The sequence below is a fragment of the Sulfurisphaera ohwakuensis genome, assembly GCF_009729055.1.
Classification (GTDB): Archaea; Thermoproteota; Thermoprotei_A; order Sulfolobales; family Sulfolobaceae; genus Sulfurisphaera; species Sulfurisphaera ohwakuensis.
Map to the genome: position 1 here is coordinate 2,512,892 of NZ_CP045484.1, position 23,436 is coordinate 2,536,327.

At 33.6% G+C, this 23,436-nt stretch carries 20 protein-coding genes and 4 pseudogenes; 15 read left to right on the top strand and 9 right to left on the bottom strand.

Going from position 1 to position 23,436, the window contains the following annotated elements; translation table 11 throughout:
- Positions 1–42: 42 nt before the first annotated feature.
- The 3 genes from D1869_RS13780 to D1869_RS13790 form a co-directional block, all read right to left on the bottom strand.
- A complete protein-coding gene (locus D1869_RS13780) occupies positions 43–1,992 on the bottom strand; it encodes a Sip1-related alpha-galactosidase (protein ID WP_156015636.1) in 1,950 nt (649 codons plus the stop codon).
- 216 nt (positions 1,993–2,208) lie between these two features.
- Positions 2,209–3,057, bottom strand: a complete 849-nt coding sequence (locus D1869_RS13785; protein ID WP_156015637.1) for an SMP-30/gluconolactonase/LRE family protein — start codon at positions 3,055–3,057, stop codon at positions 2,209–2,211.
- A gap of 152 nt (positions 3,058–3,209) precedes the next feature.
- Positions 3,210–3,971, bottom strand: a complete 762-nt coding sequence (locus D1869_RS13790; RefSeq protein WP_156015638.1) for an SDR family NAD(P)-dependent oxidoreductase — start codon at positions 3,969–3,971, stop codon at positions 3,210–3,212.
- A 259-nt stretch (positions 3,972–4,230) separates the two neighbouring features.
- Here D1869_RS13790 and D1869_RS13795 point away from each other — a divergent pair, with 259 nt between their 5' ends.
- The 3 genes and pseudogenes from D1869_RS13795 to D1869_RS13805 form a co-directional block, all read left to right on the top strand.
- Positions 4,231–4,611 carry an MFS transporter gene (locus D1869_RS13795; protein ID WP_231113637.1) on the top strand — a complete coding sequence of 127 codons (381 nt, stop codon included), beginning with the start codon at positions 4,231–4,233 and terminating at the stop codon, positions 4,609–4,611.
- A gap of 305 nt (positions 4,612–4,916) precedes the next feature.
- On the top strand, positions 4,917–5,162 hold the full coding sequence (locus D1869_RS13800) for a UxaA family hydrolase (RefSeq protein WP_231113638.1): 246 nt from the start codon (positions 4,917–4,919) through the stop codon (positions 5,160–5,162).
- 5 nt (positions 5,163–5,167) lie between these two features.
- A pseudogene (locus D1869_RS13805) lies at positions 5,168–5,866 on the top strand (UxaA family hydrolase); the annotation flags it as partial.
- A 46-nt stretch (positions 5,867–5,912) separates the two neighbouring features.
- Here D1869_RS13805 and D1869_RS13810 read toward each other — a convergent pair.
- Positions 5,913–6,863: an IS110 family RNA-guided transposase gene (locus D1869_RS13810; RefSeq protein ID WP_156015639.1), complete on the bottom strand. Its 951-nt coding sequence runs from the start codon at positions 6,861–6,863 to the stop codon at positions 5,913–5,915.
- A 159-nt stretch (positions 6,864–7,022) separates the two neighbouring features.
- Between D1869_RS13810 and D1869_RS13815 the strand changes: the two are divergent.
- The 5 genes and pseudogenes from D1869_RS13815 to D1869_RS13835 all read left to right on the top strand — a co-directional run.
- A pseudogene (locus D1869_RS13815) lies at positions 7,023–7,517 on the top strand (D-galactarate dehydratase); the annotation flags it as partial.
- Between the two features lie 3 nt (positions 7,518–7,520).
- On the top strand, positions 7,521–8,633 hold the full coding sequence (locus D1869_RS13820) for a mandelate racemase/muconate lactonizing enzyme family protein (protein WP_156015640.1): 1,113 nt from the start codon (positions 7,521–7,523) through the stop codon (positions 8,631–8,633).
- Between the two features lie 31 nt (positions 8,634–8,664).
- The gene (locus D1869_RS13825; RefSeq protein ID WP_156015641.1) at positions 8,665–9,306 is read left to right on the top strand and encodes a GntR family transcriptional regulator; all 642 of its coding nucleotides are present in this window, start codon (positions 8,665–8,667) and stop codon (positions 9,304–9,306) included.
- Between the two features lie 402 nt (positions 9,307–9,708).
- A pseudogene (locus tag D1869_RS13830) lies at positions 9,709–10,798 on the top strand (transposase).
- Positions 10,799–11,048: 250 nt separating this feature from the next.
- Positions 11,049–12,281, top strand: a complete 1,233-nt coding sequence (locus D1869_RS13835) for an ATP-binding protein (RefSeq protein ID WP_156015642.1) — start codon at positions 11,049–11,051, stop codon at positions 12,279–12,281.
- A 129-nt stretch (positions 12,282–12,410) separates the two neighbouring features.
- Here the strand turns inward: D1869_RS13835 and D1869_RS13840 are convergent, their stop codons facing one another.
- From D1869_RS13840 to D1869_RS13850, 3 genes are all read right to left on the bottom strand, one after another.
- Entirely contained in the window at positions 12,411–13,589 is a 1,179-nt protein-coding gene (locus D1869_RS13840) for a mandelate racemase/muconate lactonizing enzyme family protein (RefSeq protein WP_156015643.1), read from the bottom strand.
- A 118-nt stretch (positions 13,590–13,707) separates the two neighbouring features.
- A complete protein-coding gene (locus D1869_RS13845; RefSeq protein ID WP_156015644.1) occupies positions 13,708–14,733 on the bottom strand; it encodes an NAD(P)/FAD-dependent oxidoreductase in 1,026 nt (341 codons plus the stop codon).
- Between the two features lie 260 nt (positions 14,734–14,993).
- Entirely contained in the window at positions 14,994–16,097 is a 1,104-nt protein-coding gene (locus tag D1869_RS13850; protein ID WP_156015645.1) for a CaiB/BaiF CoA transferase family protein, read from the bottom strand.
- 86 nt (positions 16,098–16,183) lie between these two features.
- On the opposite strand from D1869_RS13850, the pseudogene D1869_RS13855 reads away from it, so the two are divergent.
- The 4 genes and pseudogenes from D1869_RS13855 to D1869_RS13870 form a co-directional block, all read left to right on the top strand.
- A pseudogene (locus tag D1869_RS13855) lies at positions 16,184–16,945 on the top strand (AMP-binding protein); the annotation flags it as partial.
- A gap of 106 nt (positions 16,946–17,051) precedes the next feature.
- Positions 17,052–18,284: an RNA-guided endonuclease InsQ/TnpB family protein gene (locus tag D1869_RS13860; protein WP_156015646.1), complete on the top strand. Its 1,233-nt coding sequence runs from the start codon at positions 17,052–17,054 to the stop codon at positions 18,282–18,284.
- 107 nt (positions 18,285–18,391) lie between these two features.
- Complete coding sequence (locus D1869_RS13865; RefSeq protein ID WP_156015647.1) at positions 18,392–18,649, top strand: hypothetical protein; 258 nt, start codon at positions 18,392–18,394, stop codon at positions 18,647–18,649.
- Positions 18,616–19,158, top strand: a complete 543-nt coding sequence (locus D1869_RS13870; protein ID WP_156015648.1) for a DUF6036 family nucleotidyltransferase — start codon at positions 18,616–18,618, stop codon at positions 19,156–19,158. Before D1869_RS13865 ends, D1869_RS13870 begins: the two co-directional genes overlap by 34 nt.
- A 190-nt stretch (positions 19,159–19,348) precedes the next feature.
- Here the strand turns inward: D1869_RS13870 and D1869_RS13875 are convergent, their stop codons facing one another.
- Complete coding sequence (locus D1869_RS13875) at positions 19,349–19,867, bottom strand: PaREP1 family protein (protein ID WP_156015649.1); 519 nt, start codon at positions 19,865–19,867, stop codon at positions 19,349–19,351.
- 400 nt (positions 19,868–20,267) lie between these two features.
- On the opposite strand from D1869_RS13875, the gene D1869_RS13880 reads away from it, so the two are divergent.
- From D1869_RS13880 to D1869_RS13890, 3 genes are all read left to right on the top strand, one after another.
- Complete coding sequence (locus D1869_RS13880; RefSeq protein WP_156015650.1) at positions 20,268–20,693, top strand: hypothetical protein; 426 nt, start codon at positions 20,268–20,270, stop codon at positions 20,691–20,693.
- 114 nt (positions 20,694–20,807) lie between these two features.
- A complete protein-coding gene (locus tag D1869_RS13885) occupies positions 20,808–21,848 on the top strand; it encodes an MFS transporter (RefSeq protein ID WP_156015651.1) in 1,041 nt (346 codons plus the stop codon).
- A gap of 352 nt (positions 21,849–22,200) precedes the next feature.
- The gene (locus D1869_RS13890) at positions 22,201–22,359 is read left to right on the top strand and encodes an AbrB family transcriptional regulator (RefSeq protein WP_231113821.1); all 159 of its coding nucleotides are present in this window, start codon (positions 22,201–22,203) and stop codon (positions 22,357–22,359) included.
- A 217-nt stretch (positions 22,360–22,576) separates the two neighbouring features.
- Here the strand turns inward: D1869_RS13890 and D1869_RS13895 are convergent, their stop codons facing one another.
- The gene (locus D1869_RS13895; RefSeq protein WP_156015652.1) at positions 22,577–23,083 is read right to left on the bottom strand and encodes a hypothetical protein; all 507 of its coding nucleotides are present in this window, start codon (positions 23,081–23,083) and stop codon (positions 22,577–22,579) included.
- Between the last annotated feature and the right edge of the window lie 353 nt (positions 23,084–23,436).

The following is a 23,436-nucleotide window of genomic DNA, read 5'->3' on the forward strand; positions in this document are numbered from 1 at the left end:
CACCTATAATTATGGTGTTTCTAATTTAAACCAAATGAAAAATTACTCGATACTAACTATTTCTTCAGCTTGTACACTTATTTCTTTCTTTGTAGAATCTTTTATGTAAACTAAAGTACCGTTAGCTTTAGAGTACACCCTATTATTTCCAATAATCTCTATTGGATAAGGAGGTAAAAGATACTCTTTCAGTCCCACTATATTTCTCCCTTTAGGCAAAATTATCACAATCTCTGCCTCAAGCTCCTTTAATTTTACCTTAATATCACCTTTTCCTAGTTCACCAGAAAACACTTTATAATAAATTGCTTCTTTATCGGTTTTGTAGACCTCTTCAATTTCTTTCTCATTCACATTAAAGAAAGCTATTGCATCATACCCTTTAACCTTACTTCTAATTTTTAGTAGAACATCATCTTTTAAGGGGTTTTTAAACAGCAGATCCGGCGTAATAGTACCTGGTTCATCTACTCTAACTATTTCCCCATTTGGTAACAATACTGACTTAAGTAGCTCAACGTTTGTTCTTTCTGGATGCCTATCAGTAATATATATTGGACCTCCACTGAAAATCCTTGCTATTAGATGTATTTTAGCATATGGGTCGTATGAGATGAACATATCATAGTCTGGGTAAGCTATTTGAGAAGTTAGTAAGGAATTATATGCGTCGAAGAGTATGTGTAACTTAGCTCCTTCTTTCCAAAAGGGGACATAATCAATAGAGTTTCTCATAATATTACTATACAAATAATTACAATAATTTTCAGGAGTCATAGACATACAATTTATTATATCTAACCCAAAGACACTTTGAAGGGAAAACTGGATATTTCTAGCTACAATACCTATAGGCAATCCTTCATATATAGCATGAATAGCCCATTGATTATCTACCTTAACGAAATCGAAACCTTCTCTCATAATATGACCGTCAAACTCCTTGTAAAAGTGAAGAGAATCTTCTAGTGATGAGGCTGGCGGAACATAACTATTAAGGAATTTACTGAAATGACCGGTAACATTGTATGTTTTTAAAAAGTTTTGTGTTAACCCTCCCCAATGACCGTTTATAGTATGCCATAAGCCTACATACTTAATTCCTAATGCTCTTAAAGATTCTATGAGCTTTTTAAACCCGCTAGGAAATTTCTTACTATCTGGATTTAAGGAATTTAAAGCCCTATCAGTTTGATCTTGCCAACCATCATCTATCAAAACCCAGCTTAGTTTTACACCCCTGTCAATTATACCCTTTACCGTTTTCAACAAATTCTCCTCATTTAGATCTTTAGTTAGGAAAGCATTCCAACTACACCAGCCCAATCCATTTAACAATTTCTGGGGAACTCCCTTTTGTTCTCGCAGTTTAAATGTTAGTAAATGTTTAGAGGCTATTTCAAATGAAGATCTTATAGCCTCATAAGGATCTTTTGAAATTCCAATTGATAAGAAATAACTTTCCGGAATTATATCAGTGACTAACCCAGTATAAATTATGACTTTGTCAGATGATAAATAAGCTGTTACATAGTTATTTGAAAGAGATAGTATGGCTTCATATTTTCCATTTTCTTCAGCTAATACAAAGACAGAATAGGCTGGAATAATCCCGACAACTGGATAAATCCAGCAAGGATAAGTTCTTAAGTAACTTTCATGATCTAGATTCTCTAATTTATAATTCACTTCCCTAGGGGGATCTGTTACTGGTTCCGTGTCTATAGCAAGTGAATTATAATAACTAAAGGCTTTACTATAAGTTTCAGCATAGATTTGTTGAGTTGTAAATGACAGTATGTTATTAGTATTAATATCTAATTTCACCTCTATAGGAAACTTAGATAGTCTAACAAAGGACTTAACCTCTACGCTCAATAATTTACCTTCATCATATTCTTTAGTGTGTAACTTCACTAACGCAATGTTCTCACAATTTCCTTTTTCATCACACTTATATTTCTTCCCATTTTCGTCATATAGCCAAATCATCTTGGTATATATAATAGCAAAGATAATTATTAAGATAAGCAATCTTGATTTATGTTATGACAATTTGTAATAACATTTCTTCTAACCACTTATTCTTTTCTTGTATATTGCTATAATTAAAATTGTGTAGTTGTTAATTTTGAACTTTATTTATTGATTTTATACTCACAAGTAATACTTAATATACAAAAATTGATAGTTTAACCTTACCCTTTCTTACAATTTTTTAAATCTATATGATGGAATTCCCTTTACATTTACGTGCGTAGTGAAAACCCTACCGCTTAAAGGTTCGTCTTCTTTACTTGCAGTGGTTATGAATAACCTATTCATTTCATGCGTACCAAATGTGACTGAAGTAACATAAGTCACTGGAAGCTTTATTTCAAAAACTTTTTCTCCACGTGATGACCACCTACTAACTTTTCCTCCACCCCAATGGGCTATCCATAAATATCCTTCCTCATCTATCGTCATACCGTCTGGATTACCCGGTTCTCCATTAAAGTCAATCAAAACTCTTTTATTGTATATCTCTCCCTTGTCAAGGTCAAAATCAAAAGCATAAACTTTCCTTATCGGGCTATCTATTAAGTACATGACATCATTATCTGGACTCCATCCTAAGCCATTAGAAACAGTTAAGCCAGATAAAATTTTAGTTATATTACTTTTTTCAAATTTATATAAGTTACCAGTAGGGCCAGATTTCTTCATATTCATTGTACCTGCCCAATATCTTCCTAGAGCATCGCATTTTCCATCATTAAATCTATTCTCCTCGTACTCAACTTCTACTTCCCCTATTTTATTTACATTTTTTGTTCTGAAATTTATAATATAAAAACCGTGCCTTATCGTAGCTATAATTTCATCTTTTGAAATAATACATAATGAGGAAACCAAATCTGGAGTTACATATTCATTTTCTGAATTACTATCTAGGTCTTTAATCAAAATTTTCTTTCCTTCAATATCTACCCAAAAAAGTTTATTTAACTGTATATCATAAACAGGTCCTTCTCCTAATTTTGCTTTATATATACTTAATGCTTCCACACTCATATTATTCACTAATTACTAGAGTTTTAAAGTTTTTAATAAGATGTACGTAACATTATAAAAAAGAGATTCAGATTTTGTATTGCAATACATTAGAAAATATCTAATCATTAATTTGTAACCCTATTGTAAACACGAAAATTATCTTTAAAAAATTATACAGCTCCAGAAGTAATTTCTTCTGGATCTGGTTTTCTGCTTATTATCCTTCCTCCATCTATAATTATCTCGGTTCCAGTTATGAATGTATTATAGTCTGATGCTAGAAAAGCTAACAAGTTAGCAACTTCTTGAGGTCTGCCCATTCTTCCCAGAAGTGTCGCAGCATTTTTATCCAACTTCTCTGGGACTTTTTCACCTTTAGTATATATTGGTCCTGGGACAACAGCAATAACCTGAATTCCATATTTTCCTAAATCTACAGCAAGACTTTTAGTCATAGCTATTAGACCCCCCTTAACTGTAACATAAGGTAAGGATTCCGGCAATGGGTAGTGAGCTTGTATAGCAGCTATGTTTATTATTTTACCTTTAATACTATTCTTTATCATAAGTTCGGCTGCCATTTTTGAAAGTAACATAGGGGCAGTAAGTACTAAAGATATCATCTTATCCCACTCTTCCAATATAACATTAAGTATAGAATATCTGGAATTAGTTGAAGCATTATTAATTAAACAATCTATAGTTGCTATTTCCTTTTTATACCACTCTATAAATGAGAGGAGTTGTTCCCTAGAAGTTAAATCTACTTTAACAAATTGAATACTATTGTTCTCTTTTTTGACTGATTCAATATTTCTCCCTAAAGCTATTACTTTTGCACCAAGTTCAGCAAATAGTTTTGCTGTGGCTAATCCTATTCCGTGAGTACCTCCAGTAATTAGACATGTTTTACCTTTGAGAGATATTTCCATGGCTATCGTGAAATAAAAGAGCTAATTAGATATTAATATCTTTATTATAATGTATACGCATCAAAATATTATGAGACATAAATTTATCATAAAAACGAATTATGCAAATATTATCTAATATCTATTTAATCAGTATAATAACTAAAAGATTTAATCAATAATATTTAACATTTACAATCATTGTATACCATTAAACTTTATATATGTAAATGTATACAATAATATTTGAGGAATTACTATGATAATTCCCTAAGAAGAGGTGGTAAAAAGATTAGATAACGCTAAAGTTATGAGACTACATATTTTAGCAACTATTATAGATGCACTAGGGGGATTCCTATTTAGATATGATACTGGAATAATAGGGAGTGTGCTTGTATACGTTACACCTCTTTTTCATTTAACGCCACCAGAAGTTGTAATATTAACAGCTGGAACATCATTATTAGCAAGCATCGGTGCACTTGCGGCAGGACCTATAACTGATAAATATGGAAGAAAATCACTACTAGTTGCAGATGGTGCGATGTATGCTGTATTCGCTCTGCTATCTGCGATAGCTACAAACTCATTTCTCCTCATTTTACGTAGAAGTTTAGTAGGTTTCGCTATAGGATACAGTATATTAGAAGTAAACTGATGCAATACTACAAGAAATTATCGAATCTCATGACTGTTTGAGAACACACCCCCAATATTAAAGATAAGGAAAAAATCTCATCTTGTTATAACCCCTTGAGTAAATAAAGGGGGGCTAAAACGAGTACCAACAGGAAGAAAATCTACGCCTTATATAAGTAAAGAAATTAATGACAATTATAGATTACATTATACGAGTAACATTAGCTAATGTATACAGTTAAGTATATATACTTTTTTACAAGATTATATATTATGCCACATTTTCTAATTCACAACAAGCAAGACAATGTATGAGTAGCTGTAGTGGATATAAAGGCTGGAGAAGAGGTTGAAGGAGTTTATATCGAGGATATGGCAATAGGTCCTAGAATTAAGGCTCTTAATGATATACCATTAGGTCATAAAATTGCATCAACTAATATAAAGAAGGGCGATGTCGCTATTAAATATGGAAGACCTATAGGGATTGCTATATCCGATATTAAAGTTGGTGAGCACGTTCATATACATAATATAAAATCGATTAGGTGGGGGAATTTAAAGAGGTGATTTAAATGGAAAAGGTTACTATTAAAGGTTATATTAGAGAAAATGGGAGTGTTGGAATAAGGAACCATGTTGCAATAATACCGGTTGACGATTTATCAAATAGTGCAGCTGTAGCAGTTTCAAGAATTATTAGGGGTACGATTGCTTTGCCTCATCCTTATGGTAGGTTACAATTTGGGAAAGATTTAGATTTACTCTTCCACATATTGTCTGGGACTGGAGCAAATCCGAATGTTGCTGGAGCTATTGTTATTGGAATTGAGGATAACTGGGCTCATAAAGTTGCTGACAAAATTGCTGAAACCGGTAAACCAGTGGAAGTTTTTCCGATTGAAGGAAATGGAGATTTAAGGGTAATCGAAAAAGCATCTAGAAAAGCCAAAGAATTCGTCCAATATGCTAGCGAAAAACAAAGGACAGAAGTTGACTTATCATCAATTGTTGTAAGTATAAAGTGTGGAGAGAGTGATACAACATCTGGTTTAGCATCAAATCCCGCAACAGGCTATGCTGTGGATAGACTAATTGATTATGAGGCTACCGTTCTATTTGGCGAGACTTCAGAGTTAACTGGAGCCGAGGACATAGTAGCTAATAGGATTCCAGATCCAGCATTAAGAGAGAAATTTATGAAGATTTATAAAGAATATGTTAGCTTTATTGAGTCTCAAGGAGCTTCCGGTATAAAAACCTTTCCATCAAAAATTAAGCATAGTCCACACTACTTATGGAAAAGTAAGGCTCTCCTTATCACTCGCTAGCATCAAATGGTTTATTATAATACAGCACAGCCCAAGTAATAACAGCTAATTTCCTTGCACAGGCAACAATCAACTTCTTACCCTTCAACTTTCCCTTATGCTCTTCATAAAAACGCTTGATAACAGGATTAACCCTAATAGCAGTTAAAGCTGCAAGATAGAAAGCTCTCCTCAAAACAGCATCACCCCTCTTAGAAATACCCTTAGAAACAACACTCTTACCACTAGACTCAATAACTGGGTCAAGACCACAATAAGCAACAAACCTCTTCCTATCACTAAAGCGCCTAATATCACCAACCCTAGCCAAAATTATACAACCCAAGGTTTTACCAATACCAGGAATGGTGAAAATCAAACTATCCTTGGGAACAAGATCCTCAAGTTTCTCCTCAATCTCCCTCTTCCTAACCTCAAGTCTCTCCAACTCCTCCAAAAGAAACCTAACCTCAGCCAAGACAATACTATCCCCACCCCTCAAAACCTCCTCTAAGTTCTTCTTGGACAAACTATCCTTATAGCCCAAAAGTATCAAATCCCTCCTCAACCTATTCTTAACCCTAGCAATACTCCTAGTAACAAAATCCCATTGGCTAGTTAACTCCCTAGCATCACTTGTTGTAAACTCACTACCCATACTTACAACTAGTTCAGCAAGCTTTTTAGCATCATTCTTATCACTCTTCTTACCCCTAAAATCCTTGAACTTCTTGAGTATGAAGGGATTAATAATCCTAACGTCATACTCTCCCATCAAGTACTTTGCTAGGTTAATGTGGTAAATTCCAGTACTTTCAATACCCACTTTACAACCCTTAGGCAAGATCTTAATTATCTCCTCATAACCTTGCCTATCATTAGGAAACTCGTAGTATTTGCCTTGGAAATATACTACTAATTTATCTTTTGATACGTCTATTCCTGCGACTGGGGCCTCCATGTATACTCACCCTTATGTTTTATTCGGGCTTTTTGCCCAACTTCCGGTCCGAATTGGAGGAGGCCAAGCTCACCGACGGGCTTCAAGCCCAAGGAAGTCAACGGCCTACACCCCAGTCAGATCTGTATTACACAGATCTGACTAATATGTTTTATATAAGTTGATCTATTAGGCTCTCAGCCTACAGAAGGAAACATTAAAGGCGGTTTATCTACTATTGAAGAAAAGGCTTTAGGGAATATACAGAAACTTGGCACAAAACCAATCACATGTGTATTGGACTACTTAGATCCCCTTCCTTCTGGATCATCTCGCTTATGTTTCGTAAATACGTCTTCTGCTGCAGCTGAAGCAGTAACGTTATTTGCAGCAAAAGGTTCTGTTCTTCATTTATTCACGACTGGACAAGGAAATGTTGTTGGTCATCCTATTATTCCGGTAATAAAAATATCGGCAAATCCTAAAACTGTAACAACAATGGCGGAACATATAGATGTTGATGTCTCAGACTTGCTTCAACTTAAGGTTTCATTAAAAGAGGCTGGAGAAAGAATATTTAATTATGCTTTAAGGGTAATGAATGGAAGATTAACATCAGCAGAAGTACTTCAGCATGATGAGTTTTCTCCTATAAAACTATACATAAGTGCGTAAAAAATGAAGGTTTCTATTTTACCAGCATCAATACCTTATATAGATAATCCAATGCCAGAATGGGTTGATGAGTGGGGAGTACAATTATTTACAAAAGTTAACATAAGTAATTATGTTGGCTATGGTGAGGTTCTAATAGCTGGCAGTGGTATTATCTCAGCTTATATCGGTGTTTTTGAGGATTTAATTATTCCTTATTTAGAAAATGTAGAAGTTGTCTCAATAAATGAGGTAGTTGAAAAGTTAGAGAAAATGCTATATTCTGCGGGACTATGTAGTGTAACCTTAGGTTCTATTGGTGGGGTTGAAACTGCATTATGGCATGCTTTTTCAAAGATGAGGAATATGAAAATTTATGAGTTCTTTGGAGGTAAAGTAAGAGATTATATTCCGGTTTACGCTAGTTTTCCCAGATACAAGAGGATTAATGATATTATAAATGCAGTTAAAGTTGCAATTGATAGGGGCTTTACTCTTGTAAAGCTACATCAACAACCTCAGATGATCGAAGATGCTTTGAAGAAAATTAGAGAGATTTTTGGTTTTGAAATTAAGATAGCCATTGATTTTAATTCTGCTTTTGATTACTCATCGGCATTATCATTTTTAAACAAGATCCACCGTTATGAGATTGAATGGTATGAGGAACCGATTTATCCTCCAAATGATTATGATAATTTAAAGCGTTTAGCAGAAAAATTCCCAATATCTGCTGGGGAGAATGAGTATACTATTCATAACTTTAGGAAGTTAATTGAAAGTGGGGTTGAGTATGTGCAACCGGATATTTCTAAAATTGGCGGTTACTTGAAGATGATTAAAGTTATTGATTTAGCTGAGAGTTACGGAGTAAAAATCATCCCACATTTAAGGCCTCAGAGGTCTGGAATAGCACTATTCCACACTCTACAACTTGCGTTAGCTAAGAGGAATATAGTTAAAGTTGAGTTTCCGTTAGCGCAAATTCCTTCAGAACTGTTTAACGCTGAGTTCAAAATAAATAATGGTTTAGTTAAGGTTCCAGAGGATGTTTCATTAAATGAGGAAATATTACGCGAAAAATATAATTTCACTAGAAAACTGAGGATTTTGAAATTTGCTGATCTGGCAACATAATCTTAAATACTTTTTTTCCTAGTTAATTATCGTGTCTTTATCACAATTGGCATACGAAAAGATCTTGAATTTAATTATAAACGGCAAGTATAAACCAGGGAATTTGCTTAAGGAAGATGAATTGGCAAATACTCTTAATATTAGTAGAACACCAGTTAGAGAAGCTTTAGCTAGATTAGAGAGGGATGGTATTATAATAAAATCTGGGAAGTCGTATTCTGTTATTCCTTTATCAGCAGAAGATATAATTCAAATTTATGAAATTAGGATTCCTTTAGAGGCTGAAGCAAGTAAGTTAGCTTCTATTAGGGGTACTGAGGAGGAGTTAAAGAAAATGCTAGACATCATAGAGGAGATAAAAAGAGTGAAGGAAGATGCTGAGCCTTTGACTTTAGCTGAACTTAATGGAAAACTTCATAGAACTATAAGTGAAGCTTCTCATAATAAATTTCTGGTTGATATATTAGAGAATATAAGATTAAAATTAAAAATAGTTAGGGTAACACTTTTTACTAGTTTTCAGAGGAGAGAGGAAGAATTAAGAGAACACAGCGAAATTGTTACGTCTATTATAGAGAGGAATCCCGATAAAGCTTATCAACTTATGAAGGAGCATGAACTAAATGTTCTAGAATATGTAAAAAAGAACATTTTACCAATACTCTTTAGATGAGTTACTTTAACCGTCTCGGTAGGATATATCTTACTGTATACATTAAACTTCTCCTTTTAAAATTTCCTCTGACTTGTTTTCTACTTATTAACATTTTAGTCTATAATTAGAATGTTAATGAAATTTTGTTAATTAATAAATCTTATAAAGTAATAGTTATCTTATTTATGATAAGATTCGTTATTGGGAAAGATAATCTCTTTCAATTAAAGCATTTAAAGGAAGAGGCTTAAGGGAATTTAAGCTAACGAAAGCGTTTCCATACTCTACAAATATAAATCTTTCTCTTAAAGTCTAATGAGGTAAATTATAAATAGCAGTTATTCTACTTTCCTTTGGTAATACAAGACTTTCAGTACTACCGATAAAGTTTTTAATTTACCACATAATTGATTAAAAAGTATGAAGAACGAGAAGGAACTAGAAGTTGCAAGGAGCGAATTCATCAAGGCATTCAACCACCTAGTTGGAATACTTAGAATGAAGGGACTCAAAAGAAAAGTAGCACTAGGCCTAACACTCATGACACTAATAGGAGGAAGAGCAAGCATAAGAAACACAGCAATAACATTCGGACTAAACTACACAAACCTATTAGAAGCACTAGAACGCCTTGAAGAAGCATGGAAACACTACCTTAATACACTAAGCAAAACAATAGTAGGACCCGTAGTGATTATAATAGACGACACATTCGACCACAAACCCTACTCAAGAATAGAAGAAATAGCAAGCAAACACGGGAACTACATCTTCTACTGCTCCACACACAAGAAATTCGAACCAGGAATACAAATACTCACAATAGCCTTATCGACTTAGCCACGGGAAAAAACTACTTGGTCGGCGCATTCCCATACGCAACAAGAAAAATGTGGGAAAGCGGGATGGTGAGCGAATTCAAGACAAAGATAGAGATGGCTGCAGAAATAATTGAGATACTCAAGAGTAAATTCACTATAGCTAGGGTTGTGTTTGATTCTTGGTATTGGTCTGAGAAGTTGGTGAGGGGTAGTGTTGTTTCTGAGTTGAGGTCTAATAGGAGGCTCTTAAGGGTTAGGTGCTTGGAGGGAGGGGGGACGTTGGATGTGGAGGGGCACATCCACGTCCGAGATCTCCCTCCAGGCTCTTACTTGGCTGACCTAACCCTTGAGAGTCGAGTTATTACTATAAAGTTGTTAATACTGGAATATAAATCTAATAGGCTGAATTTGTACTCTACTGATCTTAGCTTGAGTGATGAGGAGATAGAGAGGACTTGGAGGATTAGGTGGGAGATAGAGAAGTTTCACAAGGATATTAAGGCTCTTGGTATGCAAGATTCCTCTTTCTTAAAGAGGAAGAGGCTTCAAGGTTACTTGCTTCTCTTCGTGATGGTGGTTAACACGGTTAGAGATTTGATTAGCTCCCTTAACTTGAGGAGTTTCTCCGGTTCGTTGAAAATCGTTTAGGTGGTGCTCTAGGTTTGATGAAAACTTTTAAGTTACGTTAAAGTAGAATAACTGCTATATAATCAATTATAAAATTATTCTAATTCTATAAGAATATTACAATTTGCTAAGGAGAAGTGAATAGACCGAGAATTGTTACCTAGAGCTCTTCGACGTTTTTAGATCTTATTGATTAATTATACTTTAAGTTTTTTTATTCAATTTATCTTATTCACTATACTGCATAAGTTTTACGGTAAAATTATTCACTATACTGCATAAGTTTATAAGAATTAAGGGAAAATATATACTGTGAGTGAAATAAAACAAGTGCTTGTAGATCAGAAAGTAAGATTAGAAAGAAAATTCGAAAAGGAAAGAATTATAGAGAGAGATATTCCAAATTTGAAAAAATATCTTTCTCAGCCTAACGTTTTAGCAATACTTGGTGTTAGAAGGAGTGGTAAATCAACATTAGCTGAAATGCTATTAAGAGGAGAAAATTTCGGGTACGTAAATTTTGATGATGATAGATTGGCTGGGATAAGGGTTGAGGATTTACACAAGTTGGAAAAAGCTATTTATGAGCTATTTGGCGAAGTGGAGTACTTCCTTTTTGACGAAATTCATAACGTAGATGGCTGGGAATTATTCGTAAGTAGATTAAGGGAAGAAGGTAAAAAAATAGTTATAACTGGAAGTAATTCAAAAATGCTTTCTGGTGAACTTGCAACTGCACTAACTGGAAGACACGTAAACTTTACTTTATTTCCCTTCTCTTTTTTGGAGTATCTGAGATTTAAGGGGGTTAGAATTGAAAGAGTAAAGAATACATATACTACTTCCTCGGAAGGTGTAATCAAAAGGGAATTGGAAAATTACATTATAGAAGGAGGTTTCCCAGAAGTATTGAAAATATCCGAAGATTTTATTTTCACAATATTTTCGGATATAGTTTATAAGGACGTTGTACAGAGATTAAAAATAAAGAGGATTGAATTATTTAGATCGTTTGCAGTAAACATTATAAAATATTTCTCTAATGAAGTCTCATTATCAAGATTGTCTAAAACACTTAAACTTAGTAATAATACTGTTGAAGAGTGGTTTAACGGTCTTGTAAATGCTTATGTAATAATAACGTCTGAAAGATTTACTGGTAAGCCGAGAGAGGGTATGACATCACCAAAGAAAGTTTACGTAATAGACCCAGGTTTTATATCTTCAATTGCTTTAGACAATTCGAAAGGTAGGATAATGGAAAATTTAGTTGCATTACAACTATCTAGAATGGGAGAAAAACTGTTTTATGTGAAGAGTAATAATTACGAAATAGATTTTCTAGTAAAGGATAAGGCAATCCAGGTTACTTATGCCTCTGGGAAGGACGAAATACCTAAGAGAGAAATTGAAGGATTAAATAAGATTAAGGCGAGTAAAAAGTTTGTAATAACCTGGGACTATGAGGATGAAACAAAAGAAATAAAATTCATACCAATATGGAAATTTTTATTAAATACACAAGAGTATTTGAGTGATAATTAACTCTCATTGCTAACTTCTTAATTTCACAGTACAATTACCGTTCTTTAGTCGATATTTCAACATTAATCTTACCAATTATATTTAATTACCGTTAAAGTATGAAACCTTCTAACTCAGCTACTTCACTCTTTAATAATCTTTCCAAGTTCCTTTTACTACCCATAATGGTTCGCCAGGTTCAAAAACCTCCTCTTTAACTCTTAATTCTTCTATCATTTTCTCGTTGAAATCAACTCCAATTCCAGGCTTCTCTGGCACTAGGGCTTCTCCATTTTCTACGGGAGTACTATCCCTTATCAATTCCCTCTTCCATGAAGGAAACCATTCATAGAAAGATTCTTGAATTAAAAAGTTTGGTATTACAGTATCTAATTGTAGAGTTACAGCATTTAATATTGGTCCTTGAGCATTATGAAAAGCAATCATTACATCAAAAACCTCAGCAATTCCAACAACCTTCTTAGCCTCAGTAACGCCACCTATTCTGTATAAGTCTATCTGTAAATAATCAACAAGTCCCTCTTTCATAAACTCTAACGCTTGATTTTTTGTAATTATCCTTTCACCTAATGCAACTCTAAGCCTTGTAAAAGACCTATATTTTCTCAATCCCTCAACATCTTCTGGGTGTACGGGTTCTTCAACGAATAAGGGATTATACTTTTCAAGTATTTTAGCTATCTCAATAGCACTATCTACATTAAATCTACCATGATGCTCAATAAGAATATCAACATCATCACCAACTGCTTCTCTAACAGCTTTAACTCTCTCTTCAGCCTCTTTCAAACCTTTTTTATCTATAAAGTGAAAATATGAGCCAAAAGGGTCAAATTTTAACGCTTTGTAACCACGTTTAACAACTTCTTTAGCTTTCTCAGCAAAATCCTCTGGGGTTACGGCATTTTGGTACCAACCATTAGCATAAAGCTTTATCCTATCCCTATATTTTCCACCTAGAAGTTTATAAATCGGTACTCCAAACTCTTTTCCAATTATATCCCATGATGCTATATCAAATGCACTATAAGCTGTTGTTGATTCTAGTGAGATAGACATGTTAAAATCCTGCTTGTACCACTCCATCCTGTTTTTCTCTAAGTCAAAGACATCTTTTCCTTTCATAACCTTATTAATCTTTTTTACTAAATCTACTACAGCATTAGCTCTTAAAGCTGTTACCGTCTCCCCATAACCAATCATTCCATCTGTTGTAACAACTCTTACTAAGATCATTAATGATGCCCATTTTGCACTAGTTATTTCCTTACCTAATAAAATGGCCTCTACTTCAGAAATTTTTGTCATAATACAATATAGTAGAAAGAGGAAAAATAAACGTTATCTAACTTATATTCAGAATTTAATGATAAAATAATCAGTAAATTAGAGTGGCTTAATATCATAATAATGAAGTATCAATCTTTTAGGTTTGAAGATAGGGAAAAGATAAAGCATTTAACTTAGATACTCTACTTTCAAAACTACTCACCGCATAAATCTTCACCAATTTCGATAAAGCACCTCTTATAACACTATTTTTAAATAATCCTATATATTCATCACCAACTTTTAAAACTATAGCCTTTTGATTGGGTTTGAAAACGATATTATCACCTTCTACAGCATTCTTTACTGCTACACTTCCAGTTTGAGAAGCTACTTGGGCTGATTGAGGAATAAAACCGTTCTTAAAATTCGCACAATCTCCTGCACCATAAACAAATTCATAATCTACAGATCTTAAATACTCGTCTACTAACATTCTATTATTCTTGTTTGTTAATCCTAGTTCTTTTATTATCTTAGGACCACTAAATCCGGCTGAAAATATTGTATAGTCCGTCTTTATTACTCCTTGACTTGTAATAACTTCGTTTTCCTTAACCTCATCAACCTTTCCATTTAAGATAATGTTTACCCCTAATTCCTCTAAAGCCTTCTGTACTTCAGTAGAAAAATTAGGGGATAAATAAGGTACTAATCTCTTTTCTGCTTCTATCAGATTAACGTTAAAACCCCTCCTCTTTAAAGCCCCAGCTAATTCGATGCCTAAAGCCCCTCCTCCGAGTATAGTTACAGTTGACCCCTCTCTAAATTTTCTTATTTTCTCTATGTCTTGTAGTGTGAACCCAATTGTATATTTCTCAGCTCCCTTTATCTTACTTAGGTCTTGCTCATAACCTAAGGAGATTATTAATTTATCAAACTTAACCTTTCCTTCAGTCGTAATAACCTCTTTCTCCTTAAAATCAACCTTTAAAACCTTGGCTTTAAGATCGACCTTTCTACGAATTAACGGATGAGAAATTTCTAAATCATTATTCTCTATAACTTCAATCAACTTAGGAGTATTAACTACGAAATCATTTTCATCTATTAGTATCGAGTTAGGATAAGATAATTTAGCTGATATTCCAGCAAATCCACCGCCTAAAATTACAACTTTCATAAGTTTATATTGTAATAGTAACATTTAAATGCTACTACTAATACTTAAGTAAACTAAATAATAAAATGAACAGTGTCATCGATAGATTATAAATATTATTTACGAAGTCTAATAATAATTTTAGATATCTAAAGCTTATACTCTACAAGGAGAAATAGTCATAGGAATATAATTTATACCATAATGACGATACTACTAACATTTTCTTATATATATCATTATTTATTCTAATTATATGATTCAATAAATTTCTTCTATTACTAAATATTAAATGCAATTATTTTTTCCTTAATCATTTTTTCTATCTCGTTTTCCGAATATCCTAACTCCTTCAATATACGTAAAGTATCTTCTCCTAAATCTGGTACATTTTGATTATTTAAAGATCCGGGTAATGGGAGCTTTGGTATCATAATGTTCTTAAACATTTCCCACTCTACTAATCCCTCACTACTAATTAGATCCTTCACACTATTTAGTTTACCTACCGGAATATCGTTATTACGCAAAATCACTATTATTTCATTTAAGCTCATTAAACTAAATTTCTGTTGTAATATTTCATGCAAGATTTTTCTATTCTTCACCCTATCTGCATTATTCTTGAACCTTTCATCATTTAAGAGATTAACTAACCCTAACGCTTTACAAAGCTTCTCAAATTTTGTATTATCACTTACTGCTAAGTAAAATTCTCTTCCATCAGAACTCTTGAATAATTCGTATGGAGCCCAGAAGGGTAATTCATCGCTTCCTCCTTCAAATAGCTTACCTAATTTTTGATACGCTATAAGATAATAGCCTAACCAAACAGCATTACTTTGAATTATATCAACTCTATAATGCCCAGGCTTATTCATAAGTAATGCCCATAAAATTGTGATCACACAATATGTAGAAGCATTCATGTCAGTTATTGAAGCAGGTAATCTAGCCCTTCCATTTGCATCCATTATCCCACTTTCAGCCTCAATTATAGTACCGAAAGCAGGCAAGTTTTCGTATTTTCCCTTAGGATATCCTTTCAAGGAACAATATACGAGGGAGGGATTAACAGAAAATATTACATCATCTGATAAACCTAGTCTATCCATCGCGTAAGGAGATAAGTTCTCTATTAAAACGTTAGAATTCTTAACTAACTTTAGAAAAATTTCCTTGCCCTTTTCCTTTTTTAAATCTATAGAAATTGATTTCTTACCTCTATTATTGAAAATAAACATTGAATCTCCCAAAACGTCATCCTTCCTACTCAAATCACCTTGTAAAGTTTCTACCTTTATTACCTCAAATCCTAAATGCCGTAAAATTTCTCCTGCAAAAGGTGCAGCAACTACATGCCCTAGCTCAATAACCCTATACATACTATTTTTATGGCCAAAAAAACGTTATTAAATGTTTGTTTAATATCATAATAATAGTTATATACTAAAAACAAGATAATTTTATTATGTTTGAGATTGACTTAAGGGAAAATAGATTCCATAATTATGATGAACTAGCAAGGACTTTTAAGTGGAATGTTCCCTCTTATTTTAATATAGGAGAAGCAATATTAGATAGAAAAATTAAAGAAGGATTAGGAGATAACGTAGCTGTTTATTATGAGGATGAAGAGGGTAATCACTCTGTTTATACATTTTCACAATTGAAAAAGCTCAGTGACTCTCTAATGACACTTTTGAAAGAAAATGGAGTGAAAAGTGGTGATGTAGTGGGTGTGTACTTACAACCTAGAGTTGAAGCTATCATAAGCATTTTAACAATATATAGACTTGGAGCTATTACTTTATCTATTTCTCCATTAATGGGAGTAGATGCTGTAGAGTATAGAATAAGACAAAGCGGAGCGAAAGTCATAATAATGGAAGGTTCAAGAAAGGAAGTTAGAGAGAGGTTAAAAGATGTAACTAAGATAGTAGTTGATAGCGAAGCTGATAGAGAAAATGAGATCGAATTTGACGATATCAAGAAAACTTCTGGAATATATGACGCTATAAATACTAGAAGTGAAGATCCCGCTCAACTTTTTTATACTTCGGGTAGTACTGGTGCACCAAAAGGAGTTCTTCATGCTCATAGATTTTTATTAGGGCATATTCCAACTTATCAACTTTATTTCGAAATGACACCAAAAGAAGAAGACGTATTTTACACACCAGCTGACTGGGGATGGATAGGTGCTATAGGTGATGTACTATTACCCAGTTTATAAAGTTTAGGGGTTCAAAGGGGGCGAAAAACCTCGCCTTTTAAGGCGGGGATGGATAGCCCCCTTTGTAGAAATATTTTTTAATCCACTCTCGAACATTTTATTAATGCCCAACGTAGGGTTCCGCTTTCGTGCGTATGCTGACGATCAAACAATTAGGGCGTTAAAAGCCCAGTTGAGGTTAGCATGTGAGATGTACAACACCCTACGCTGGGCAGATATCTATTTCTACCAAAGGGACGGAAAGGGTCTTACACAAACGGAGTTAAGACAGCTCGCTCTAGATCTAAGAAAGCAAGATAAGGAGTACCAACAACTCTACTCACAAGTAGTACAGCAAATTGCCGATCGTTATTACGATGCTAGGGATAGGTTCTTCAAAGGTCTAGCACACTTTCCTAAGGAGAAGAAACCCCATAAGTACTACTCTCTTGTTTACCCACAAAGTGGATGGAAAATACTTGAGAGCAGGGAAATAAGGACTAAGAGTAGGAAGAATAAGAAGAAGCTGGTGTTATTGAGGTTATCAAATCTCGGCGTGTTTAAGGTCATTGTTCATAGGGACTTCCCGCTTGACAAAGTAAAGAGGGTGGTAGTTAAACTAACACGTTCAGAGAGAGTATATGTCTCCTTCATGGTTGAAGGTGTTGGATTCTCTCAACTCCCAAAGACTGGTAAGGTAGTTGCAATAGATGTTGGGGTAGAGAAACTTCTAACCACGAGTGATGGATTCTATTTCCCTAACTTGAGACCTTATGAGAGGGCACTTGAGAAGATAAGGAAACTCCACAAGGTTCTCTCGAGGAAAGAGTTCTTGTCGAAAAATTGGTTTAAAGCAAAAGTGAAGTTGGCTAGGGGTTATGAACACTTGAAGAACTTGAGACAAGACTTCTATATGAAGTTGGGTAAGTGGTTCGCACAACATTATGATGTTGTAGTAATGGAGGATATAGATGTTAAACAACTGGTGGAGGAGTCAGAAAGGAAGTTGAGGATGAGGTTATACGATGTTGCGTTCCATGAGTTGAAGAGAATACTAGAATATCAATTGGAAAAATATGGAAAGAAACTGTTGTTAATAAATCCAGCATATACTTCAAAGATGTGTGCTAAATGCGGGTACGTAAAGAAGGAGTTAACTTTGACTGACCGTGTGTTCAGCTGTCCTAAGTGCGGTTGGGTTACTGATCGTGACTATAACGCTTGCTTAAACATATTGAAGAGATCGGGGTGGGAGCAATCCTTAGTGCCTGTGGAGCTCCACCCTCTACCCGTAGCGAAAAGCTACGGGCAAGGTGGGGCTATGAAGCAGGAAGCTCCGCCCTTCAGGGCGGGGTAGCTCACTTTTAAGAAAAGCCTAAATTTAACAAGGAAAAATTAGTATGAGGATTTCTGCACCGGTAGCTACTTAAAAATTTATTTTATTGTTAGAAAGTATCCTTTGAGATGGATAAGAAAATTTACGATGAAATAATTAAGCCTTTTGGTTCTTATGAAAGATTTAAGAAGAGGGTAGATGATATAAAGGCTGAGATAGAAATCAAGAAGAGGACTGGTAAAACGTCTGAAGAGATTTTCTTAGAACTTTATGAAATATGGGAGAAAGAATACCTTAAAGCATTTAACGGCGATGTAAACAAAGCAAGAGAACATTTAATGAAGGTGAGAGAATGGAGAAGATCTCTGAGGCCCTACAGAGGTTAGTAGAAGCGTTAGAGAAAGCTAATTGTAAATACGTAATAGTAGGAGGTTTAGTTGCAATTCATTATGGTAGAAACAGAGTAACTCAAGATATTGATGTAGTTGTAGATACCGATAAAGTAGAACTACTTGTCTCGTCGCTAAAGGATGAAGGTTTTGAGTTTTCGGAGCGTGAGTTATTAGAGGCTTTTAAAGAGAGGGGTAGAGTTACGCTATTTTTCCCCGAAGATGTCTTTTTTCATGTTGATTTGAAATTTGCTAAGGACGAACTTGATTACGAAGTCCTTAATGGAAGGATTAGAGGAGAACTTTTAGGAATCCACTGTTGGATTGAAAGTAAGGAAGATATCGTAGTGGCTAAACTTATCTATGGTAGTAGCCAGGATGAAGAGGATGTTATCGCGATACTGTTAAATCACGGCTTAAGCGAAGGGCTAAAAGAAAAAGCTAAAAAGTTCGGGGTTTACGATAAATTATGCGGAATTGCTGAAATGATAGGGTTAGCATGTTAACAGAATTGCAAAATTAAAGATAAGTGTCACTTCTGTTAGGTAAGAAGATATTAAATAAATCTCGTAAAAATTCGTTAATAAATTATGTATAACATAACCTTAATTTCAATTAACGATACTGACTATAAAACGTAATTTTAATCTTAACAAAAAGTTCACTATCAGTTACAGCTCTTAGAATTAACTTGGCTTAAGAACTCATTTCTTTTTCTGCAATTTTATAATGTTGTTCGATTTCTTCATCCCAGTAATCCTTAAATAATTCCCTTACATTAGTAAGAATATCTTTGGCTAACTGAAGAATATCTCTTACCGCTTCTTCTCTGTCTGAGTAGTCGCTTGCTCCTTTATATAGTCCATTATAAGCATATCTATGTAGTTCAAGAGCAGTAGAAGTTAAATGATTCACTTTATACCCTAACTCTTCAAGTCTTTGTGAAATTCCTTTTAATCCAGTAGTTGGAGCGAGGAAGCCAGATTTATAGTACCACTCTTTTTCTTTTTCGTCTCTGGGCATTTTTTCTAAGTTCATGACTGTTAAAGCGCTTATTAATGCCTTCCATGAAAGGAAAATCTTACTTGCCGAGTTCCTACTGAATCCCTCTTTAAGGAGTTTTAAAGCTAAGGCTAGTTCATCTAAGCTTTCGATTACTCTGATTTTTATATAGGCATTTCTATGCTTCTCAATTTTTGGTATTTTTGTCTCCATACAATAATATGATACTTGAAGGATTAAAAAGAACAGCAACTTAGTTATTATAGTTGGATTAGTTATACAAAGAAATTCACATAGCTATTAGATTACTTTAGTTTATTATATCTCGTTGTAGATTCATAACATAATTCTCAAAAAGAGCATGATTTCTTCATACAGATACATATTTCAAAGCATTCTAACAATCCCTAACATTATAGGAGTAATATTTAACATATATGAGTGGCCTTAGTGGTATTAAAAGCAAGGGAATTCCTAAGCTGATAACATTATTCTCTCTATAGGAGATTTAACGTTAATTTCGTATAAACTAAATTTATGACAAAGAGAAGCCAGGATATCTCTTAATTAAAATAAAGTCGATTTTTTAAACTTTAAAAACTTTAATTATCTTATGAGAAAAATATATTTTATAATACCTATAGTTATTCTGATTGTAGGTCTCATTCCATTGCTTATTACTCATGTTAAAGAAAGCAGTAGCGGAACTGTATATATAATAGGGAACGTAAAAGTTGGACAATCAAAAATTCCCATTGAGCAAAAATTAGGTATAAACGCTACAGAATACATAAATTTAACCGCTAAAAATAGCGGGAAAGAAGCTATTGCTATATGTTATATACGGCAAGGAGATACTACAATCCCAGGTTATAATATTACTGTAATAGTTAACGGGAGTGAAGAATATGGCTCATCTATTCCACCTGGGATAAATAACCTTACTTTGCTAATCCTTGGCTACAAGATAGAAGAGAACACTACTGCTGCATATATGTACTTAGGTAATGGTCAACTGTTGGAATTAAACTTTTCATAAAAAGTGTATTAAATCTATCATATTCATCAAGATAATTGTTCAAATTTAAAAACAATAATATATACTACGTATTCTAAGTTTATATTTTAGTAAACTTACTTATACTTGACCAGTATGAGCTTAAACAAACACTCAATTGCCCTTACATCAGTTATATCATACACTTTGGCAACTTATGTATTAGTTGCACCAGCATTTACAGTAAACCAATTTACTTTACCTCAATGGTTATCATTTTTAATAGTATCTATACCGTTTGGCGGAAGAGTAATAGGCTCATTATTATATCAGAGATTAGTTTCAACGCTTGGGTCTAGGTTAACTTATTTAATTTCAATTATTGCATTAGGGCTTTTTTCTTTAGGTAGCAGTATAAGCGTCTTAGGATTACTGATACCTTTGAGATTATTAGTGGGAATTGCATTTGGAATAGCTACATCACTAGCTGTTGAACAAGCAATGAGAAGCGGGAATAAGATAATAATTGCACTAACTATGAGCGGTTGGGCATTTGGTTGGATAATGGGGGCATTTTCCTATTTAACATTACAAAATTGGAGCCTAATTGCCATCTCCGGGATAATTACTATACCTTTCTCGTTACTGTATAAAGGTTTGTTAAACTTTAAAGTAGAAGAAGATAAGTTCTCCTTACCTTCAGTGTCGTCAATCTTAATTTTCTTCTTTTCCTTTGAACCAGCATTTGCGTTACAATTAGCTCCTTCAATAGTTGAAGATGAAGGCGGAATTAGCTGGCTAATTCTAGGATATATAGTTTCAATACCAATGTATATATTAATGCCAACAATTTCGAGATTTTTAGGTGAAACTAGAACTGCTATAATATACACTTCAGTTTCAGCTATAAGCGGAGTTTTATTCTTCATTACTTCATTGCCTTATATTTTAGTAATTTTCACAGCATTTGGATTAGGAATGAATGCTATCGCTCCAAGGCTGGCCTCAGTATATGGAGCAACTGCAAGAAGTATAGGAATAGCTTTAAATACAGCAGCATTAGGAGGAGTTGTTGTACCAGTGGTTGCTTCGTTAAATATTAAAATTATAGCCTCGCTGTTCACCGCAATTTCAATGGTGATACTACTAGTTATGGCTGTGAGAAAGAGAAATGCAATTTACGTTGAAGTTAGTTAAAGATCTTGTCAGCTCACAATTTAATAATAAAAAACATTATCCGATTATAATTCAGAATCTTCTAACTGGCTTTAAACCTTAATTCACCTTTATTCTTAATCAATGCAATAAATGCTCAGTAAATAGAAATAGACACTATATTTTCATTGTTTTCTTAGCATTTCAGCTAAGAATTTAGTTAATAACTCGAATAACCCAACTATAAAGCAGTATAAGTATATTTCCAAGACATGCATTAGCTTAATACTTTCATGATATTAAAGGCTTTAATATTACATATATGTATACTTCATTATGGTTAAGTTAACAAGAAAGTTTCAGATAACTATACCTAAAAGAAGTTAGGGAGAAAATTAATTTAAAGCCCAATGAGGAGTTTGAAGTTATAGTATTAAATGATAGTGAGATTTTACTAAGAAGGAAGGCTAAGAATCCGTTAGAAGTTCTTATTGGTAAAGGGGAAAGAGAAGAAATTCTACCAGAGAAAGTTGATGAGCTAAGCGAAGAATAAATTATATTTTTGTAGATTGTAATATATTATTAGTAAGGCAAATATTATATCTTTAAAAATAGAGAATATTTACTATAGGAGTATTATAGCTTGAAGAGCTTAGTAAAGAGAGTTTGAGATGCTAAATTTAGCTAGAAAGAGTTCATAGGCTCACTATTAAGGGCTAAATTATAAAGAATAATTGACTACAATAGGAGTGAGGTACAAACGGAATATTCTACGTAAACTCTCTTCTTCTAAATATAAAGTAAATTCTACATGGAAGAGAAATTGCTACAGGCTTCCATGGAATTACATGTTTAGGTGGAGCCAATTTTTCTTCATAAAATTCTTCAACTCTTAGAATTCTCTTATCATGATTATATAGTTCTAGATACGGAAGCATTAGTTGAAGCTCATAAGCAAATGAAACTGAAGGAAAACTTAAGTGTTGAAAATATTCTCTACTCAATTCTAAATGAGAATCTATAAAACCATCTGGGTAAATCCTCACATGTATTTCCCAAACTCCTATCTTCTTAGATAGAGAGTATTTTTCACCCTTTCTTATTTCTAAAAGAGTTTCCTTAAAACCAGATTCTTTTAAGTCTCTTAGAAGCCTTTTAATATCATTTGTATAAAGCCTTAAGTTACCCTCCGCCTTTACGTAATCTTTAGACAAAATCTCAGAAGTACCATCATCATAAATTACCTTTTTAGGTAGTCTAATGCTTATTTCGTCCATATTATTTAAATTTGTATATCTTATTTATATTATTTAAAAAGAACTACATAATGCCACCGCTTAATTTTTCTTACTAATAATGTGTGCAGAAATATTATGTGAGACTAGTCCTTTATAGAGATCTATTTAATGTCAGCCGATCAAGGAACTGAACTAGCATTTGTATTTATTATTGAGAAAATAATCAACAAACCTTAAATCTTCCCGATTGTTCTTAATTATATTTTCTGAGGTTTTAAAGGGCAAGTACTTTTCCTTATAATTTGAAGGCTTATTGTTTCCCTTTAAACTATGACCTAGTATAAGTTATTTGAAGTCACGTACCTTTAAATACGGGCTTCGATATCACTCTG

Bases quoted from the DNA above. Each gene is read 5' to 3' on its own strand.
- D1869_RS13885 (WP_156015651.1), top strand. From the start codon at position 20,808: ATGAGCTTAAACAAACACTCAATTGCCCTTACATCAGTTATATCATAC.
- D1869_RS13820 (WP_156015640.1), top strand. From the start codon at position 7,521: ATGAAGGTTTCTATTTTACCAGCATCAATACCTTATATAGATAATCCA.
- D1869_RS13810 (WP_156015639.1), bottom strand. From the start codon at position 6,863: ATGGAGGCCCCAGTCGCAGGAATAGACGTATCAAAAGATAAATTAGTA.
- D1869_RS13865 (WP_156015647.1), top strand. From the start codon at position 18,392: ATGGATAAGAAAATTTACGATGAAATAATTAAGCCTTTTGGTTCTTAT.
- D1869_RS13840 (WP_156015643.1), bottom strand. From the start codon at position 13,589: ATGACAAAAATTTCTGAAGTAGAGGCCATTTTATTAGGTAAGGAAATA.
- D1869_RS13780 (WP_156015636.1), bottom strand. From the start codon at position 1,992: ATGATTTGGCTATATGACGAAAATGGGAAGAAATATAAGTGTGATGAA.
- D1869_RS13895 (WP_156015652.1), bottom strand. From the start codon at position 23,083: ATGGACGAAATAAGCATTAGACTACCTAAAAAGGTAATTTATGATGAT.
- D1869_RS13785 (WP_156015637.1), bottom strand. From the start codon at position 3,057: ATGAGTGTGGAAGCATTAAGTATATATAAAGCAAAATTAGGAGAAGGA.
- D1869_RS13880 (WP_156015650.1), top strand. From the start codon at position 20,268: ATGAGAAAAATATATTTTATAATACCTATAGTTATTCTGATTGTAGGT.
- D1869_RS13860 (WP_156015646.1), top strand. From the start codon at position 17,052: ATGCCCAACGTAGGGTTCCGCTTTCGTGCGTATGCTGACGATCAAACA.
- D1869_RS13870 (WP_156015648.1), top strand. From the start codon at position 18,616: ATGGAGAAGATCTCTGAGGCCCTACAGAGGTTAGTAGAAGCGTTAGAG.
- D1869_RS13875 (WP_156015649.1), bottom strand. From the start codon at position 19,867: ATGGAGACAAAAATACCAAAAATTGAGAAGCATAGAAATGCCTATATA.
- D1869_RS13845 (WP_156015644.1), bottom strand. From the start codon at position 14,733: ATGAAAGTTGTAATTTTAGGCGGTGGATTTGCTGGAATATCAGCTAAA.
- D1869_RS13790 (WP_156015638.1), bottom strand. From the start codon at position 3,971: ATGGAAATATCTCTCAAAGGTAAAACATGTCTAATTACTGGAGGTACT.
- D1869_RS13850 (WP_156015645.1), bottom strand. From the start codon at position 16,097: ATGTATAGGGTTATTGAGCTAGGGCATGTAGTTGCTGCACCTTTTGCA.